At 71.6% G+C, this 14,963-nt stretch carries 14 protein-coding genes; 12 read left to right on the forward strand and 2 right to left on the reverse strand.

Annotation, left to right across the window (positions count from 1 at the left end):
* The first annotated feature begins 36 nt into the window (after positions 1 to 36).
* The 3 genes from RR49_RS11745 (at position 37) to RR49_RS11755 (ending at position 4,700) form a co-directional block, all read left to right on the forward strand.
* The gene (locus RR49_RS11745; protein WP_048808915.1) at positions 37 to 357 is read left to right on the forward strand and encodes a WhiB family transcriptional regulator; all 321 of its coding nucleotides are present in this window, start codon (positions 37 to 39) and stop codon (positions 355 to 357) included.
* Between the two features lie 72 nt (positions 358 to 429).
* Positions 430 to 3,297 (forward strand): glycosyltransferase, encoded by a 2,868-nt coding sequence (locus RR49_RS11750; protein WP_045248274.1) that lies wholly within the window; start codon positions 430 to 432, stop codon positions 3,295 to 3,297.
* Positions 3,294 to 4,700 (forward strand): DUF5719 family protein, encoded by a 1,407-nt coding sequence (locus RR49_RS11755; protein ID WP_045248275.1) that lies wholly within the window; start codon positions 3,294 to 3,296, stop codon positions 4,698 to 4,700. Before RR49_RS11750 ends, RR49_RS11755 begins: the two co-directional genes overlap by 4 nt.
* Positions 4,701 to 4,706: 6 nt before the next feature.
* Here the strand turns inward: RR49_RS11755 and RR49_RS11760 are convergent, their stop codons facing one another.
* Positions 4,707 to 5,141 (reverse strand): metallopeptidase family protein, encoded by a 435-nt coding sequence (locus tag RR49_RS11760; RefSeq protein ID WP_416361461.1) that lies wholly within the window; start codon positions 5,139 to 5,141, stop codon positions 4,707 to 4,709.
* 192 nt (positions 5,142 to 5,333) lie between these two features.
* Between RR49_RS11760 and RR49_RS11765 the strand changes: the two genes are divergently transcribed.
* From RR49_RS11765 to RR49_RS11805, 9 genes are all read left to right on the forward strand, one after another.
* On the forward strand, positions 5,334 to 6,116 hold the full coding sequence (locus RR49_RS11765; protein ID WP_169815905.1) for a cutinase family protein: 783 nt from the start codon (positions 5,334 to 5,336) through the stop codon (positions 6,114 to 6,116).
* A gap of 34 nt (positions 6,117 to 6,150) precedes the next feature.
* Positions 6,151 to 6,459, forward strand: a complete 309-nt coding sequence (locus RR49_RS11770; protein WP_157013194.1) for a hypothetical protein — start codon at positions 6,151 to 6,153, stop codon at positions 6,457 to 6,459.
* Between the two features lie 50 nt (positions 6,460 to 6,509).
* A complete protein-coding gene (locus RR49_RS11775) occupies positions 6,510 to 6,716 on the forward strand; it encodes a DUF3499 family protein (protein ID WP_048808919.1) in 207 nt (68 codons plus the stop codon).
* Between the two features lie 60 nt (positions 6,717 to 6,776).
* Positions 6,777 to 7,241 (forward strand): Fur family transcriptional regulator, encoded by a 465-nt coding sequence (locus RR49_RS11780; RefSeq protein WP_048808920.1) that lies wholly within the window; start codon positions 6,777 to 6,779, stop codon positions 7,239 to 7,241.
* Positions 7,238 to 9,490 carry a catalase/peroxidase HPI gene (gene katG / locus RR49_RS11785; RefSeq protein WP_045248278.1) on the forward strand — a complete coding sequence of 751 codons (2,253 nt, stop codon included), beginning with the start codon at positions 7,238 to 7,240 and terminating at the stop codon, positions 9,488 to 9,490. The genes RR49_RS11780 and katG overlap by 4 nt, the downstream gene beginning before the upstream one ends.
* A 120-nt stretch (positions 9,491 to 9,610) precedes the next feature.
* Complete coding sequence (gene mtrA / locus RR49_RS11790; protein ID WP_045248279.1) at positions 9,611 to 10,291, forward strand: MtrAB system response regulator MtrA; 681 nt, start codon at positions 9,611 to 9,613, stop codon at positions 10,289 to 10,291.
* Between the two features lie 4 nt (positions 10,292 to 10,295).
* On the forward strand, positions 10,296 to 11,987 hold the full coding sequence (gene mtrB / locus RR49_RS11795) for an MtrAB system histidine kinase MtrB (RefSeq protein WP_045248280.1): 1,692 nt from the start codon (positions 10,296 to 10,298) through the stop codon (positions 11,985 to 11,987).
* Positions 11,984 to 13,681 (forward strand): LpqB family beta-propeller domain-containing protein, encoded by a 1,698-nt coding sequence (locus RR49_RS11800; RefSeq protein ID WP_045248281.1) that lies wholly within the window; start codon positions 11,984 to 11,986, stop codon positions 13,679 to 13,681. Before mtrB ends, RR49_RS11800 begins: the two co-directional genes overlap by 4 nt.
* An 88-nt stretch (positions 13,682 to 13,769) precedes the next feature.
* The gene (locus RR49_RS11805) at positions 13,770 to 14,432 is read left to right on the forward strand and encodes a phosphoribosyltransferase family protein (protein WP_045248282.1); all 663 of its coding nucleotides are present in this window, start codon (positions 13,770 to 13,772) and stop codon (positions 14,430 to 14,432) included.
* Here the strand turns inward: RR49_RS11805 and RR49_RS11810 are convergent, their stop codons facing one another.
* Entirely contained in the window at positions 14,433 to 14,891 is a 459-nt protein-coding gene (locus RR49_RS11810) for an Lrp/AsnC family transcriptional regulator (RefSeq protein ID WP_045248283.1), read from the reverse strand.
* Positions 14,892 to 14,963 lie beyond the last annotated feature (72 nt).

Here is a 14,963-nt window from a genome sequence, read left to right on the forward strand (position 1 = left end):
ATACGCGCTTCGGGTGGACGCGGAGGGGAGAACGAGATGTCGGCATCGCAGTACCGATCGAGTGTTCCCGGCAACTGGTTCGTCGATCCGGTGTTCCTGGGCGTCCCGGGCGTACGCCGCCCCGAGGTCGACGACGACAATCCGCTCTCGTGGCAGACCGACGCTCTCTGCTCGCAGACGGACCCCGAGGCGTTCTTCCCCGAGAAGGGCGGATCGACCCGCGACGCCAAGCGCATCTGCTCCACCTGCGACGTCCGCGGCGAATGCCTCGACTACGCGCTCGAGAACGACGAACGCTTCGGCATCTGGGGCGGGCTGAGCGAGCGGGAGCGCCGCAAGCTCAAGCGACGCGCCTGACCTCCACCCAATGCGGCGCCGCTCGGCGCGGCGCGGGGGAGTGCGTCGACGCTCACCTAGGCTGACCACGTCATGCCCGACCGTGTCCACGCCCTCCTCGTCGTCCGCCCCGACGGGCGCGTCCCGGCCGCGGCGCATCTTCGCGCCACGCTCGACGCGCTCTCCCGGCAGACCCGTCAGATCGACGCGCTGACCATCGTCGTGTGCGGTGGAACCGTCGAAGTGCTCGACATCGCCGGGACCTCTGGTGCCGAAGGCGTCATCACGGCGGGGTCGGCCGTCTCGTTCGCGGAGGCCCTGCGGCTCGCGACTGCGCGCCTCTCGGGCGACGCGGTGTGGCTTCTCGCGCAGGACACCGCCCCCGCCCCCGATGCTCTCGCGCGCCTGGTCGGCGCGTTGGAGATCTCCCAGACGGTCGCGGTCGTCGCCCCGAAGGTCGTGAGCGCCGACGACACCGCGCTCATCGTCTCGCTCGGAGAGACCCTCACCCACGGTGGGCGCCGTATCGGCCTGGCGGACGACGAACTCGACCAGGGCCAGCACGACCACGTGGAAGACGTGCTCGGCGCCGACGTGCGCGGCATGCTCGTGCGCACCTCGGTGTGGCGGGCGCTCGACGGTCTCGACGACGCGCTCGCCGGTGCCGACGAGGGGCTGGACCTCGGCATCCGGGCCCGACTCGCCGGGCATCGCGTGACCGTGCAGCCCCGCGCCGTGGTCGCGGTGGCGGGTGATGGTGTCGCCGGTCTGCCGAGCCCCGACACCCGTCGTCGCCGTCGGCATCGGGCGTTCGCGACCCGCACGGCCCAACTGCATCGGCGCCTCGCGTACGCCCCCGCGGGCGCCGTCCCGCTCCACTGGCTGACCCTGCTCCCGATCACTCTGTGGCGCACGGTGATGCACCTGGTGGCCAAGAGCCCGGCGCTCGTGCTCCCCGAATGGGGTGCGGGTCTCGTCGCCGCCTGGCGGCCCGCCGCGCTCGCCCGGTCGCGTTCACGCATCCGCCGCGCGCGGGTGGCTGCGTGGTCGTCTCTGTCGTTGCTGCGCATCTCCCGCTCCGACCTGCGAACGCGGGTCGAGGCCGACGGTGATCCGGATGCCGCGGCCCGCCCGACGCGCGAGGAGCTGCGCTTCTTCGCCGGTGGCGGAGCCTGGGTCGTGCTGGCCGCGCTCGTGGTCTCCATCGCGGCGTTCCCGGCTCTGCTGGCCTGGCCCACGCTCGGCGGAGGAGCACTGGCTCCGCTGTCATCGACGCTCTCGCAGCTCTGGGCGAACGCGCTGTACGGCGCCCATTCGGTCGGATTGGACGCCGCGATCCCCTCCGATCCGTTCTCCGCCCTGCTCGCGCTGATCGGAACCCTCTCTCCCGGGGCACCGTCGCGCGCGCTGGTCGTGCTCTGGATCGCCGCGCTGCCGCTCGCTGCTCTCGGCGGCTGGTTCGCCGCCACCCGGATCACCTCCCGCGACTCGCTGCGCATCCTCGCTGCGGTGCTGTGGGCGCTCGCACCCACCTTCCTGGTGGCGCTCGTCGACGGTCGGCCGGCGGCATTGATCGCGCACCTCGCCCTCCCGTGGCTGCTCTACGCCGGCGCGGTGGCGCATCGGTCGTGGGCCTCCGCCGGCACGGCCTCCCTCGTGATGGTGGTGGTCTGGGCGGCGTCGCCGTCCCTCGCTCCTGCGCTCGTGGCGCTGTGGGTGCTGGCCGTCATCTCCACAGTGGTCGCGCGCGGGGGGCCGGGCGTCGCGCAGGTCGTGTGGACGATCATCCCGGCCGTCGTCGTCTTCCTGCCCCTCGCCTGGGCACAGGTCAACGCCGGCACTCCGTGGGGCCTCCTGGCCGACCCGGGCATCACCGTCTCCGGTGGGGCGAGCGCGGATGCCGCGGGTCGCCTGGCGCTCGTGGCCGGATTCCCCGTGGACGGACTCGGGGGGTGGGAGCAGCTCGTCTCCGCTCACCTGCCCGGGCTCCCCACGTGGGCGCCGGCGCTGCTCCTGGCCCCGCTCGCGATCGTGGCGCTGGCCTCGCTGCTCACGCCGCGCTGGTTCGTGGGGGCCGCGGCCCTCATCCTCGTGGTCCTCGGTCTCGGCACGGCGTTCCTCGCCGTCGGGGTGAGCGTCGCGTTCGCCGCCGACGGCACGCCCGTCGCGCTGTGGCCGGGCGCGGCTCTCAGTCTGGCGTGGGCGGGGGTCGTCGGCGCTGCGCTCGTCACGCTCGATGCTGGGCTGCCGGTCCGGGCCGCGGCGGCACGCGGCGTCACGATCGCCGTCCTGGTCGTGCTCGGCGCGGCAGCCGTCCTGCCGCTGCTCGCGTCCGAGCGGCGTGGCGCGCTCGAGATCACCAACGGCCCCGACTCGACGGTGCCCGCCTTCGTCGACGCGCAGACCCGTACCACGCCGAACGTCGCGACCGCCGTCGTCACTCCGCTCTCCTCGGGAGCGATCTCTCTCGACGTCGTCTGGAACGGCGGCGCCACCCTCGACGGCCAGTCGACCCTGCTCGCCACGCGTACGTCGGCGTCCGGGGCGTCCGTCCAGTTCGCCGGTCTGGTCGTCGACACCCTCTCCTCCGGCGCCGACGCTCCGCTCGCGGCGCTCGCCTCCGCCGGTGTGGGATACATCCTCATCCCGACGCTGCCGGGCTCTGAGACCGACGCGGCTCGCGCGACCCGTCTGGCCGCAGCCGCCGCCCTGAACCAGAACGCGCAGCTCGCGGATGTCGGCCTCACTCCCAAGGGGGAGCTCTGGGCCGTGCGCGCCGGGGTCGTGCCCCGAGCGGATGCCGCGGCATCCGTCACCGCCACCGCCACGCTGGTCGGGGTGGGGCAGCTCGCCATCGTCGTCATCGCGCTGCTGCTCTCGCTGCCGACCGCCGCGTCTCGGCGACTCGCCCGCCAGACCCCGCGTGTCGTGGGTCCGCGCGCTCGGGAGGACGACCGATGACCCGCGAACGCGTCGTGTTCTGGGCGGCCACGTCCACGCGTCTGATCGTGGGCGCCGCCGTCGCCGTGGCGCTCGTCCTCGCCGTGGGTGTCGCCGCGGCTGCGCCCTGGCCGACCGTCGCCGCGGACAAGTCGGCCGTCACGGCGGCCCCGGCCGCATCCTCGACGACGCTCGCGTGCACCGGCCCGCTCATCGGGGTGGGGCGCAGCTCCACCGACATCGCGGCCTTCGACAACGCGGGTCCGGTCGCGGTGACGACGGCGTCGGCCTCGGGTGGCGACCCGGTCCTCGGACGGGTCTCCAGCCCGGCCGTGCCCGGCTCCGCGCCGGCCACGATCACTCAGGCGCCGGCCAACGGCGCTCGCGTCGGCGTGGCCGCCGCACAGTCCGGCTCGGTGAGCGCCGACGATCTGCGCGGATTCGCCGCCAGCGCCTGCACCTCGTCTCGCTCCCAGCAGTGGCTCGTGGGCGGTGCCGCGACGACCGGATACGCCGATGTCGTGGTGCTCACCAACCCCGAGGACGTACCGGCCACGGTCGACATCACGGCCTACGGCTCGCAGGGCGCGCTGAGCCCGACCGGCGGTCAGAACCTCGTCGTCCCGGCGCGATCCCAGCGCGTGCTGCCGCTGGCCGGCCTCGTGCCCGGCGAAGAGGCTCCGGTGCTGCGCGTGAGCGCCACGGGCGCCGCCATCGTCGCCGCCCTGCAGTCGAGTCTCACCCGCACCCTGCTCCCTGGTGGGATCGACCAGATCACCGCGACGGCGGAGGCAGCGACACGGGTCGTGATCCCCGGAGTGACGATGCCGTCATCGGCCGTCGGCGCCCAGGGCTCGTCGCCGGTGACGGTGCTGCGCGCCCTCTCAGCCGATGTCGCGACGACGGCGACCGTGACGGTCGCGGCGGTCGGCGGCGGCCAGCTCTCGACACGGCAGATCCCGCTCGCGGCCGGGATCCCCACCGAGCTGGAGCTTCCGGGCCTCGCGGCCGGAAGCGTCACTGTGACCGTCACCGCGTCCGCCCCGGTCGTCGCCGCCGTGTGGCAGGCCACCGGACTCGGTGAGGGTTCGGATTTCGCGTGGTACTCCGCGGCGCCGAGCCTCACCGACGATGCCATCGTCGCCGTCGCGGCGGGCCCGTCACCGGTGCTCACCATCGCAGCGGGGGAGGCCGCGGCATCCGTCACGCTCACTCCGACATCGGGCGGCTCGGCGACCACCGTGTCCGTTCCCGCATCCGGGTCCGTCGCCGTCCCGGTGGTCAGCGGCGCCGGTTACGTGCTGTCGGCGAGCGCGCCCGTGAGCGCGAGCGTAGGCTACAGCGCCACGGGGCAGCTGGCGTCCTACCCGGTGGCGGCGTCGGCCAGCCAGACCGCGCAGGTCACGGTGATCGTCGATCGCTGAGACAACTCAGAGGAAACGGAACCGCTCGGGCCCGAGATCCCACGGATCGCGATCGAGGTACTCCGCGGCCGCGCGGAACACGCAGCTCTCGACGATCATGCGCCGGTGGTGCTCGTCGTTTCGATGGAGCCTGCTCATCCGCTCGATGGGAAGCCGATAGAGCACGATGCGCTTCTGCGTCGCATCGACGCTCCACCGCGGCACTCCGGTCGGCGTCTCGGCGGACGGCAGGTCCGCGATCTCGAACCGCACCTCCCGCAGCTCCTCCCATGCGCCGCGCAGGAATTCCGCGGTGCTCCCGACAGCGAGGTCGAAGCGGTCGACACGCGTCTCGAGCGGGGGAAGCGGCGGGCGGACGACGGCGCTGCGGCCCTCGCGGCCGTGTCGTCCGTGCCGGCTGGGCAGCGCACGGGCGCTGCGGCGGGAACGTCGACGCATCATTCGGCTAGCCTAACGAGCCGTCGGCCGCACCGATTTGTCCCCCGATCTACCTACAGACACGTCACAGGGTCGCCCGTAACCTACGGTCGGGGCGTACTTTGACCATGCTCGGGGATAAGGGGTGGCGTGGGCTCGCTCAGGCAACGAGTCGTTGCCGCCGTCCTCGCGGTGTCGGTGATCGGAATGGGACTGGTGGCGCTGATAAGCGCGCCCGCCACCGCCTCCTCACGCGCCGCAACGACGGTTTCCGCGAAGTGTGACGCCGACGTCGTCTTCATCGGCGTGCGCGGCACGGGAGCGCCGGCCGGCACCGATTCGGGCGACGGTGGGCGCACGTGGAACGACGGCGGATTCGGCCAGGTCGCGGGGCTCGCGGCGCGGTTCACGATGGATGCCTCGGCCTCCGGGACGACCGCCTGGGTTGAGAGCCTCGACTACCCGGCGTCGCTGGACGGCTTCTACCTCGGCAGCATGAACGAAGGCGCGCGGGCCCTGAAGGCCGAGCTGGACGAACTCGCCGGCTGCGCCACTCCGCCCAAGGTCGTGCTCGCCGGTCACTCCCAGGGTGCGCACGTCATCCTGCAGACCCTTGCGCCGCAGAACGAGTTCGGCGCGGCCAGCGGATTCAGTCTCACGGCACAGGAGCGCGCGATGATCACGGGTGTCGTGCTGTTCGGCGATCCGAGCTACGTGCCCGGCGAGCCGTGGAATGCTCCCGGTTCCGGCACCGGATGGGGTATCTTCCCTCGCAGGGCCGAAAGCCTCGCGATGCTCGCTCAATACACCTGGGAAGACACCCCTGCGGGAGCGAGCCAGCCGCAGACGACCTCCAAGATCCGCTCGTACTGCGTCGCGGGAGATGCATTCTGCCAGAGCGGTCTTGCCCCCAACGCGATCGAGCTCCACAACGAGTACATGGTGGATTTCACGAATGACGCTTATGCCTTCCTCCAACGCACGCTCCGCGCGCACTGACGGCTCGGTACCGTCCCTCGCGACGCACCTGCGTGTGGCGCGGGCCGCCGGCATCCTTCTCGTCGTGCAGCTGCTGGTCGCCGCGGCGGGCTCGTTCTTCGCCTGGTCGACCTGGTGGCTGTCGCCGTCGTGCGCCCCGGGCTGCAGCACGGCGCCGGTCTACTGGAACACCGTGGTCTACACGATCGTCGCGGTCGTGCTGTGGCTCGTCGCCGCGGCGGGAGCGGTGGCGTTCAAGGCGCACGGTGCGCGCACCGCGTGGTTTCCGATCGCAGGCTCTGCGATCACGGCGGTGCTCGCGCTCGCCGTGTATCTCTGGAACGTCGCGGCCTTCGGCGGCTGAGCCCGGCGCGGCAGCCTCGGGCGATGCGCGATCGCGCGTAGGGTCGAGCCGTGCGAGGGCGACTGTGTTCGAAGATCGGGTGCGCCCGGGAGGCCGTCGCGACGCTGACCTACGACTACGGCGACCGGATGGCCGCGCTCGGCCCGCTGGGACGCGCGGGCGATCCACATGCGCACGACCTGTGCGCGGCGCACACCGAACGCCTGTCGGTGCCGCAGGGGTGGGTCGTGCTGACCCATGACGCGCTGGCCCGCTGACACCGACTCGTCACGTCGCGTTCTTTTTTGATTCACTCAAAACAGCGCTAGCGTGGGGGTGTGCCCCACATACACGACAGCGACGCGGATGCCGCCATCCGGCGAGCGGGGCTGCGGGTCACCGAGACACGGCGCGCGGTGCTCGCCGCCCTGCGCCCGGACGAGCACCTCGGCGCCGACGACGTGTTCGCGCGCGTGCGCGACGCACTGCCCGGCACGAGTCTGCAGTCGGTCTACAACGCGCTCGGCGACCTCAGCGGCGCGGGACTCCTGCGACGCATCGAGCCCGCCGGCCACCCCGGGCGCTACGAACGGCGGGTGGCCGACAACCACCACCATCTCGTCTGCCGCTCGTGCGGGCGCATCGAGGACGTCGACTGTGTGATCGGCGAGGCGCCCTGCCTCCAGCCCGACGACACGCGCGGCTTCGTGCTCGACACCGCCGACGTGACCTTCTGGGGCTTGTGCGCCGCGTGCGCCGCCCCCGCAGACATCCCCCAGACCCCCACGAAAGGAACGAGATGACCGACATCACGACCGGCTGCCCGGTGCCCCACGACGGCGCCGATGAGACGCGCCTTCCCGTCGGATCCGCCCCCGGCGACAGCGCACCCGAGGGGCGCCTTCCCTCGCCGACCGCGGGCGACGCGAACCGCGTGTGGTGGCCCGAGCGCCTGAACCTGCGCATCCTCGCGAAGAACCCCGCGGTCGCGAACCCGGTGGGCGAGGAGTTCGACTACAAGGCGGCGTTCGAGGCGCTCGACCTCGCCGCTGTGAAGGCCGACATCGCGAAGGTGCTCACCACCTCCCAGGACTGGTGGCCGGCCGACTTCGGCAACTACGGTCCGCTCATCATCCGCATGGCATGGCACAGCGCCGGCACCTACCGCATCTTCGACGGCCGCGGCGGCGCCGGGGCCGGGCAGCAGCGCTTCGCGCCCCTGAACAGCTGGCCCGACAACGTCAATCTCGACAAGGCGCGGCGCCTGCTGTGGCCGGTCAAGAAGACCTACGGCCAGTCGATCTCCTGGGCCGACCTCCTGATCCTCGCCGGCAACGTCGCGCTCGAGGAGATGGGCTTCCGCACGTTCGGCTACGCCGGCGGGCGCGTCGACGTCTGGGAGCCCGACGACGACGTCTACTGGGGCCCCGAGACCACCTGGCTCGGTGACGAGCGCTATTCGGGCGACCGCGACCTGGAGAAGCCCCTCGCCGCCGTGCAGATGGGTCTCATCTACGTCAACCCCGAAGGTCCCAACGGCGAGCCCGACCCGCTGAAGTCGGCCCGCGACATCCGCGAGACGTTCCGCCGCATGGCGATGAACGACGAGGAGACGGTGGCCCTCATCGCCGGCGGCCACACCTTCGGCAAGACGCACGGGGCAGCCCCCGACACGACCGTCGGGGAGAACCCCGAGGGTGCGCCGCTCGAGCAGCAGGGCCTCGGTTGGAAGAACACGCACGGCACCGGCACGGGCGACGACACGATCTCCAGCGGGCTCGAGGTCACCTGGACCTATCACCCGACGCGCTGGGACAACGAGTTCTTCCACATCCTCTACGGCTACGAGTGGGAGCTCTTCAAGAGCCCCGCGGGTGCGTGGCAGTGGCGTCCGAAGGACGGCGCCGGAAGCGACCTCGTACCGCTCGCGCACTCCGACGGCCGTCGCGAGCCCCGCATGCTCACTAGCGACCTGGCGCTGCGCTTCGATCCTGAGTACGACAAGATCTCGCGTCGCTTCGCCGCCGACCAGGACGCCTTCTCCGACGCCTTCGCGCGCGCCTGGTTCAAGCTCACCCACCGCGACATGGGTCCCAAGGTGCGCTACCTCGGCCCCGAGGTGCCCGCCGAGGAGCTCATCTGGCAGGACCCGGTGCCCGCCGTCGATCACGAACTGATCGACGGGGCGGACGCGGCATCCCTCAAGGAGAAGATCCTCGCCTCCGGGCTCACCGTGTCCGAGCTCGTCTCCACCACGTGGGCGGCGGCGTCGACCTTCCGTGGCGGCGACAAGCGCGGCGGCGTGAACGGTGCGCGCATCCGCCTCGCGCCTCAGAAGGACTGGGAGATCAACAACCCCGCCCAGCTGCAGAAGGTGCTCGCCGTTCTCGAGGGTATCAAGGCGGCGTTCGACGCCGATGCGCCCGCGGGCAAGCGCGTCTCGCTCGCCGATCTGATCGTGCTCGCCGGCAATGCCGGTGTCGAGAAGGCCGCGCGCGAAGGCGGCGTCGAGGTCGAGGTGCCGTTCCACCCGGGACGCACGGACGCGAGCGTCGAGCAGACCGACGCCGAGTCGTTCGAGTACCTCGAGCCCGCGGCCGACGGTTTCCGCAACTACCAGCGCCGCGGACTGACGCTGCGCGGCGAGTATCTGCTGATCGACAAGGCGAACCTGCTCACCCTCAGCGCGCCGGAGACCACCGTGCTGGTGGGCGGTCTGCGTGTGCTCGGTGCCAACTGGGACGGCTCGGCGCACGGCGTGCTGACCGACCGGGTCGGCGTGCTCACGAACGACTACTTCGTGAACCTGCTCGACCTCGGCACCACGTGGGCTCCGATCGATCCCGGCTCGCACGCCTTCCAGGCGACGTCGGATGGCTCGGGCGAGGCCCTGTGGACGGCGACCCGCGCCGACCTGGTGTTCGGCTCGAACTCGGAGCTGCGTGCGGTCGCGGAGGTCTACGCGAGCGACGACGCGACCGAGAAGTTCGTGCGCGACTTCGTCGCGGCCTGGACGAAGGTCACCGAGCTCGACAGGTTCGACCTCGTCTGAGCCACGACGCGCGGCGGTCCGCTCCCTTCGGAGCGGGCCGCCGTTCGACTACTCTGGGGTGATGATCCCGCCCTCCGGCCTCACCGCCGCCGGCGACGGAGAACAAGGACGACACCTCGCATGACTTCCCGCATCCTCGTGGTCGATGACGACACCGCGCTCGCCGAGATGATCGGCATCGTGCTGAACACCGAGGGATTCGACGCGGAGTTCTGCGCCGACGGCGGTGCGGCCGTCGCCGCCTGGCGGTCGGTGCAGCCTGATCTGGTGCTGCTCGACCTGATGCTGCCGGGCATGGACGGCATCGAGATCTGCACGCGCATCCGCGAGGAGAGCGGGGTGCCGATCATCATGCTCACCGCACGCACCGACACCGCCGATGTCGTGCGCGGACTCGAGTCGGGCGCCGACGACTACATCGTGAAGCCCTTCAACCCGAAGGAGCTCGTCGCCCGTATCCGCACCCGGCTCCGGCCGACTCCCGCCGCTCCGAGCGAGCCGTTGCGGATCGGCGATCTGACCATCGACGTCGCCGCGCACGAGGTTCGCCGCGGTGACGCTCCGATCGCGCTCACCCCGTTGGAGTTCGAACTGCTGACGGCGCTCGCCGGCAAGCCGCAGTTGGTCTGGTCGAGGGAGATGCTCCTCGAGCAGGTGTGGGGATACCACTACAAGGCCGATACGCGGCTCGTCAACGTCCACGTGCAGCGTCTGCGCGCCAAGGTCGAGCGCGACCCCGACAACCCGCGCATCGTGACCACGGTGCGCGGTGTGGGCTACCGCGCCGGCGCGATCGTGTGACGACATGAGCGGGTCCGCGCAGCGTTCGCCGGTCGATCGTCTGCTGGTCGCGTTGCGCGGGTGGCGGGAATGGCCGCGTCGGCTCGCCGGCGTGTGGCGCCACTCGCTTCGGGTGCGCACCGTCGTCGCGACCGTCGCCCTCACCGCGCTCGCCGTGATCGCGGCGTGCGTCGGGCTCGCCCTCGCCATCCAGAACGACCTGTTCCAGTCCCGGTTGCAGCAGGCGCTCGGTGACGCGAGCCGCGCGCGCATCGAGGCGCAGCGCACGCTCGACTCGTCCGAGACGCAGGGCGACAGCGTGAACGTGCGCAACCTGATGAACAGCGTGCTCGTGACGCTCTCGCGTCAGTCCTCGAGCGATCTGATCGCCGCGTTCCGCACCGACACCGCGCCCTCCTCGATCGCGCCCCTCGACTTCACTTCCACCGGCTTCCCGACGAGCGCCCCGTCCCCCGAGCTGCGCTCGCAGGTGCAGAGCAGCTCCAGCGCGCAGTTCTGGCAGTCGGTTCCGGTGACGCTGGCCAACGGCTCGACGGTTCCCGGCATCGTGGTGGGCCAGCAGCTGACGGTGCCCGGGGTCGGCGCATACGAGTTCTACATCGCCTACGACCTGAGCGCCGCCGCGCAGACCCTCGCGTTCGTGCAGGGCATCCTCTGGATCGTCGGCTTCGCGCTCGTCGCCATCATCGCGGGCATCTCCTGGCTCGTGCTGCGCTCGATCACCGTGCCGGTCGCGCAGGCCGCGGAGACCAGCGCCAAACTTGCCTCCGGCGACCTCGACGTGCGCCTGAACGTGCGGGGAGCCGACGAGCTCGCGACGCTCGGTCGGTCGTTCAACGCGATGGCCGACAGCATCCAGTCGCAGATCAAGGAGCTCGCCGACCTCTCCCTCGTGCAGCAGCGCTTCGTGTCGGATGTGTCGCACGAGCTGCGAACACCGCTGACGACCATCCGGCTCGCCTCCGATGTGCTCGCCGACCGGCGCGACGACTTCGAGCCGGCGGCCGCGCGCGCCGCCGAGCTGCTCTCGACCCAGGTCCAGCGATTCCAGGTCCTCCTCGACGACCTGCTCGAGATCAGCCGGTATGACGCCGGTTCGGTGCAGCTGGAACGCGAGCCCACGAGCATCGCCCAGCTCGCCGAGGACGTGATCGGCTCGATGCAGCAGCTCGCCGACCAGCGGGGGAGCGAGGTGCGGCTCGTCGCGCCCGGCGGCTACTCCCTCGTCGATCTCGATCCTCGACGGGTGCGTCGCATCGTGCGCAATCTGCTCGGCAACGCCATCGAACACGGTGAGGGGCGTCCGATCGTCGTCACGGTCGACAGCAATCAGGATGCTGTCGCCCTCGGTGTGCGCGACTACGGTCTCGGCATGCGGCCCGAGGACGTCGAGCGCGTGTTCGACCGGTTCTGGCGTGCGGATCCGTCCCGGCGTCGCACGATCGGCGGCACCGGCCTCGGCCTGTCGATCTCCCTCGGCGACGCGCGGCTGCACGGCGGCACTCTCGCCGTGTGGTCGGACCTCGGGCGCGGGAGCAACTTCGTCCTCACCCTCCCTCGCCGCGACATCGACGGGGAGCTCGTGTCGCCGGTCGTCGTGGACGTGGCCGACGAGACCTCCGTGCTCGACAGTCTCGGTCTCACCGAGCCGATCGCGGTGCTCGCCCCCGAGCGTGACGCGAAGGAGAAGCGATGAGGCGCGGCATCCGCTCACTCGTGCTCGTCGGCGCGCTGACTCTCGCGCTCGTCGGGTGCGCGGGACTGCCCATGACGGGAGCCGTGCACGAGGGGCTCTCGAGCACCGCCGAACCGGATGTGCCGGACGTGCAGTTCAAGCCGAACGGGCCGCAGGCGGGCGCGACACCCGAGCAGATCGTCGACGGGTTCCTCAACGCCGGCTCCGGTCCCGCCGGCGGGTGGGCGACGGCGCGGGAGTTCCTCACCGGCACGGCAGTGGACGGCTGGCGCCCGGATGCGGGGGCGACCGTCGACGTGCTCTCCGCACGCTCGATCGCCGTCGCGTCGTCGGATCAGAGCTCGGCGACCGTCACCGTCTCGCTCTCGCCGACCGCGACGGTCGACGGCGAGGGCGCCTACACGGCGGTCGCCGAGGCGGCGGCGCCGCCCCTCACCTTCACGCTCAGCAAGCAGTCCGCGGGGTGGCGCATCACGTCGGCCCCGAACGGCATCGTGCTCGATCAGGACCTCTTCAAGAGCGTCTTCCGCGCTTACTCGCTCATGTACTACGACCCGACCTGGACGTTCCTCGTGCCGGACGTGCGCTGGTTCCCGACCCTCAACGCGTCGACGCGCATCGCCGCGGCCCTCATCAACGGACAGCCGAGCCCCTGGCTCGCCAAGAGCGTCGTCTCGGCGTTCCCGGAGACGGTGTCGCTGGGGAGCCCCTCGGTGCCGGTCGTGAACGGTGTCGCGCAGGTGGACCTCAAGGAGTCGGCTCTCACGTCGGATCAGACCACGCTGTCGCGCATGCAGGCACAGCTCACCGACAGTCTCGCCTCGACCGGGCAGGTGACGTCGGTGACACTCTCGATCGCCGGTTCGGCCCTCGACGTGACTCCGGCGCCGTCGCGTGACACCCGCGTCGACTCCCGCACTCTCGCCCTCACCGCCAAGGGCTTCGGCTTCATCGCGGCCGGGCAGGTCGACGAGCTGCCCGGCGTCTCGGCGGCGGTGGCCGCTCTCTCCCCGCGTTCGGTGGAGCTGAGCGACGACCGGACGACGGCGGCGGTACTGGCGGGCAACGGCGCGGTGACCCGGGTGGATGCCGCCGGCCCCGCAGCCCTCGACCAGCGTGCCGGACTCATCGCGCCGTCGATCGATCCGTTCGGCTACATCTGGAGTGTCCCGCAGACGTCGCCGTCCGCGCTCGTCGCGGCGGGGACGGGGGCGACGCGCATCGCGATCTCATCGCCGTGGGGAGGTGCGAGCCGCGTGGATGCGCTCCAGGTCTCGCGCGACGGCACACGCATCGCTGCGCTCGTCATCTCGGGGGGCCGGTCGGTGCTCATGGTCGCCGGCGTCGTGCGCGACGCGCAGGGGGTTCCGAAGTCGCTGGGTGACGCCGTCACGCTGCTGAGCTTCCCGGCGGGCGCGAGCGATGCCGCCTGGCTCGACGAGTCGACGCTGGGCGTGATCTCGGGCAGCGGATCGTCGGCGCAGTTCACCACCGTGCAGATCGGCGGCGTCGCGACGACCGCCGATGCTCCGCCCGGAGCCGTGGCCATCGCCGGCGTGAACGTGCCGACCATCGCCCGCGTGCTCGACGCCAACGGCACCGTGTTCATCCGATCGGGCACGACCTGGCAGCAGGACAGCACGGGCGTCTCGGTGCTGGGCACCCAGCAGGGCTCGCCGCTGACGAGCCCCTGATTCCTCCCCCGCGCGGATCTGGACCGCGGGGTCCTCCGTTCCGCCGGGCCCGCACGCGCACCCGGCGGGTGTCTCGGAGGATCGTCGCATGACGATGAGCGGATGGGCGGAAGCGCGCTGGCTGGTGCGTGAGGCGTTCGCGGATGCCGCGGCCCTCGCCTTTCCCGTGTGGTGCGCCGGGTGCGGCGCAGACGGCCGGGTTCTGTGCGCCGCGTGTCGGGTCGCGCTCGTGCCGCGCGTCTCTCGACGCACTCTCGAGGGCGGTCTGAGCGTGTGGAGCGGGGGAGAGTTCGACGGGATGCCCGCGCGTGTGCTGCGGGCGGCGAAACAGACCGGGCAGGGTGCTCTCGCGGCGGGCCTTGCGCCTCTGCTTCGCGCATCCGCCGAGGCTGCGGCGTCTTCGGCTGCGGTCGATGTGATCGTCCGCGTCCCGAGCTCTCGCGCCGCTGTGCGCCGGCGCGGCTTCGTTCCGCTCGAGCAGATCGCGGCGCGCGCCCGGCTGTGCACGACGGGAGGGCTCCGTGTCGTGCGCCCGGTGGCCGATCAGCGCGGTCTCGACGAGGCATCCCGTCATCGCAACGCCGAGGGGAGCATGCGCGTGCGGCGCGTGGTGGCCGGGCTGCGCGTGCTCGTCGTCGATGACGTCGTCACGACCGGAGCGACGCTGCACGAGGCCGCCGCGGCCCTGCGGGCTGCGGGTGCGGTCAGCGTCGTCGCGGCGACCGTGCTGCAGACCCCGCGGCGGCGCTGATCAGCGTGTGCCCCAGTTGTAGGACTGCTTGCGCAGCTCGAGATAGACGAAGGTCTCCGAGCTGAGCACACCGGGGAGGGTGCGGATGCGCGAGTTCAGCAGCTCGCTGAGTTCGGCGTCGGACTCGCAGACGACCTCGATGACGATGTCGAAGCTGCCCGCGGTGAGGACCACGTAGTCGACGGCTTCGAGTTTCTCGAGCGCGGCCGCGACGATGCGGGTGTCTCCGCTGACCCGCAGGCCGACGAGAGCCTGACGGGGGAACCCGACCTGCAGCGGGTTGGTGACGGCGACGATCTGCATGACGTCGCTGTCGATCAGCTTCTGCACGCGCTGGCGCACTGCCGCCTCGCTGAGCCCCACCGCGGCGCCGATGCGCGCGTAGGAGCGCCGGCCGTCCTCCTGCAGCTGCTCGATGATCAGCTTGGATGTCTCGTCGAGCGCGTCGCGTCCAGCCATGCTCCTCCTCCGCGGTCGAGGTCGTGGACTCCACGCTACTGCGGATTCCGACGCTCGGAAGGGCACCGGAAT

It is taken from the genome of Microbacterium ginsengisoli, from assembly GCF_000956535.1.
Lineage (GTDB): Bacteria > Actinomycetota > Actinomycetes > Actinomycetales > Microbacteriaceae > Microbacterium > Microbacterium ginsengisoli.

Bases quoted from the DNA above. Each gene is read 5' to 3' on its own strand.
- RR49_RS11745 (WP_048808915.1), top strand. From the start codon at position 37: ATGTCGGCATCGCAGTACCGATCGAGTGTTCCCGGCAACTGGTTCGTC.
- RR49_RS11750 (WP_045248274.1), top strand. From the start codon at position 430: ATGCCCGACCGTGTCCACGCCCTCCTCGTCGTCCGCCCCGACGGGCGC.
- RR49_RS11755 (WP_045248275.1), top strand. From the start codon at position 3,294: ATGACCCGCGAACGCGTCGTGTTCTGGGCGGCCACGTCCACGCGTCTG.
- RR49_RS11760 (WP_416361461.1), bottom strand. From the start codon at position 5,141: ATGATGCGTCGACGTTCCCGCCGCAGCGCCCGTGCGCTGCCCAGCCGG.
- katG (WP_045248278.1), top strand. From the start codon at position 7,238: ATGACCGACATCACGACCGGCTGCCCGGTGCCCCACGACGGCGCCGAT.
- mtrA (WP_045248279.1), top strand. From the start codon at position 9,611: ATGACTTCCCGCATCCTCGTGGTCGATGACGACACCGCGCTCGCCGAG.
- mtrB (WP_045248280.1), top strand. From the start codon at position 10,296: ATGAGCGGGTCCGCGCAGCGTTCGCCGGTCGATCGTCTGCTGGTCGCG.
- RR49_RS11800 (WP_045248281.1), top strand. From the start codon at position 11,984: ATGAGGCGCGGCATCCGCTCACTCGTGCTCGTCGGCGCGCTGACTCTC.
- RR49_RS11805 (WP_045248282.1), top strand. From the start codon at position 13,770: ATGACGATGAGCGGATGGGCGGAAGCGCGCTGGCTGGTGCGTGAGGCG.
- RR49_RS11810 (WP_045248283.1), bottom strand. From the start codon at position 14,891: ATGGCTGGACGCGACGCGCTCGACGAGACATCCAAGCTGATCATCGAG.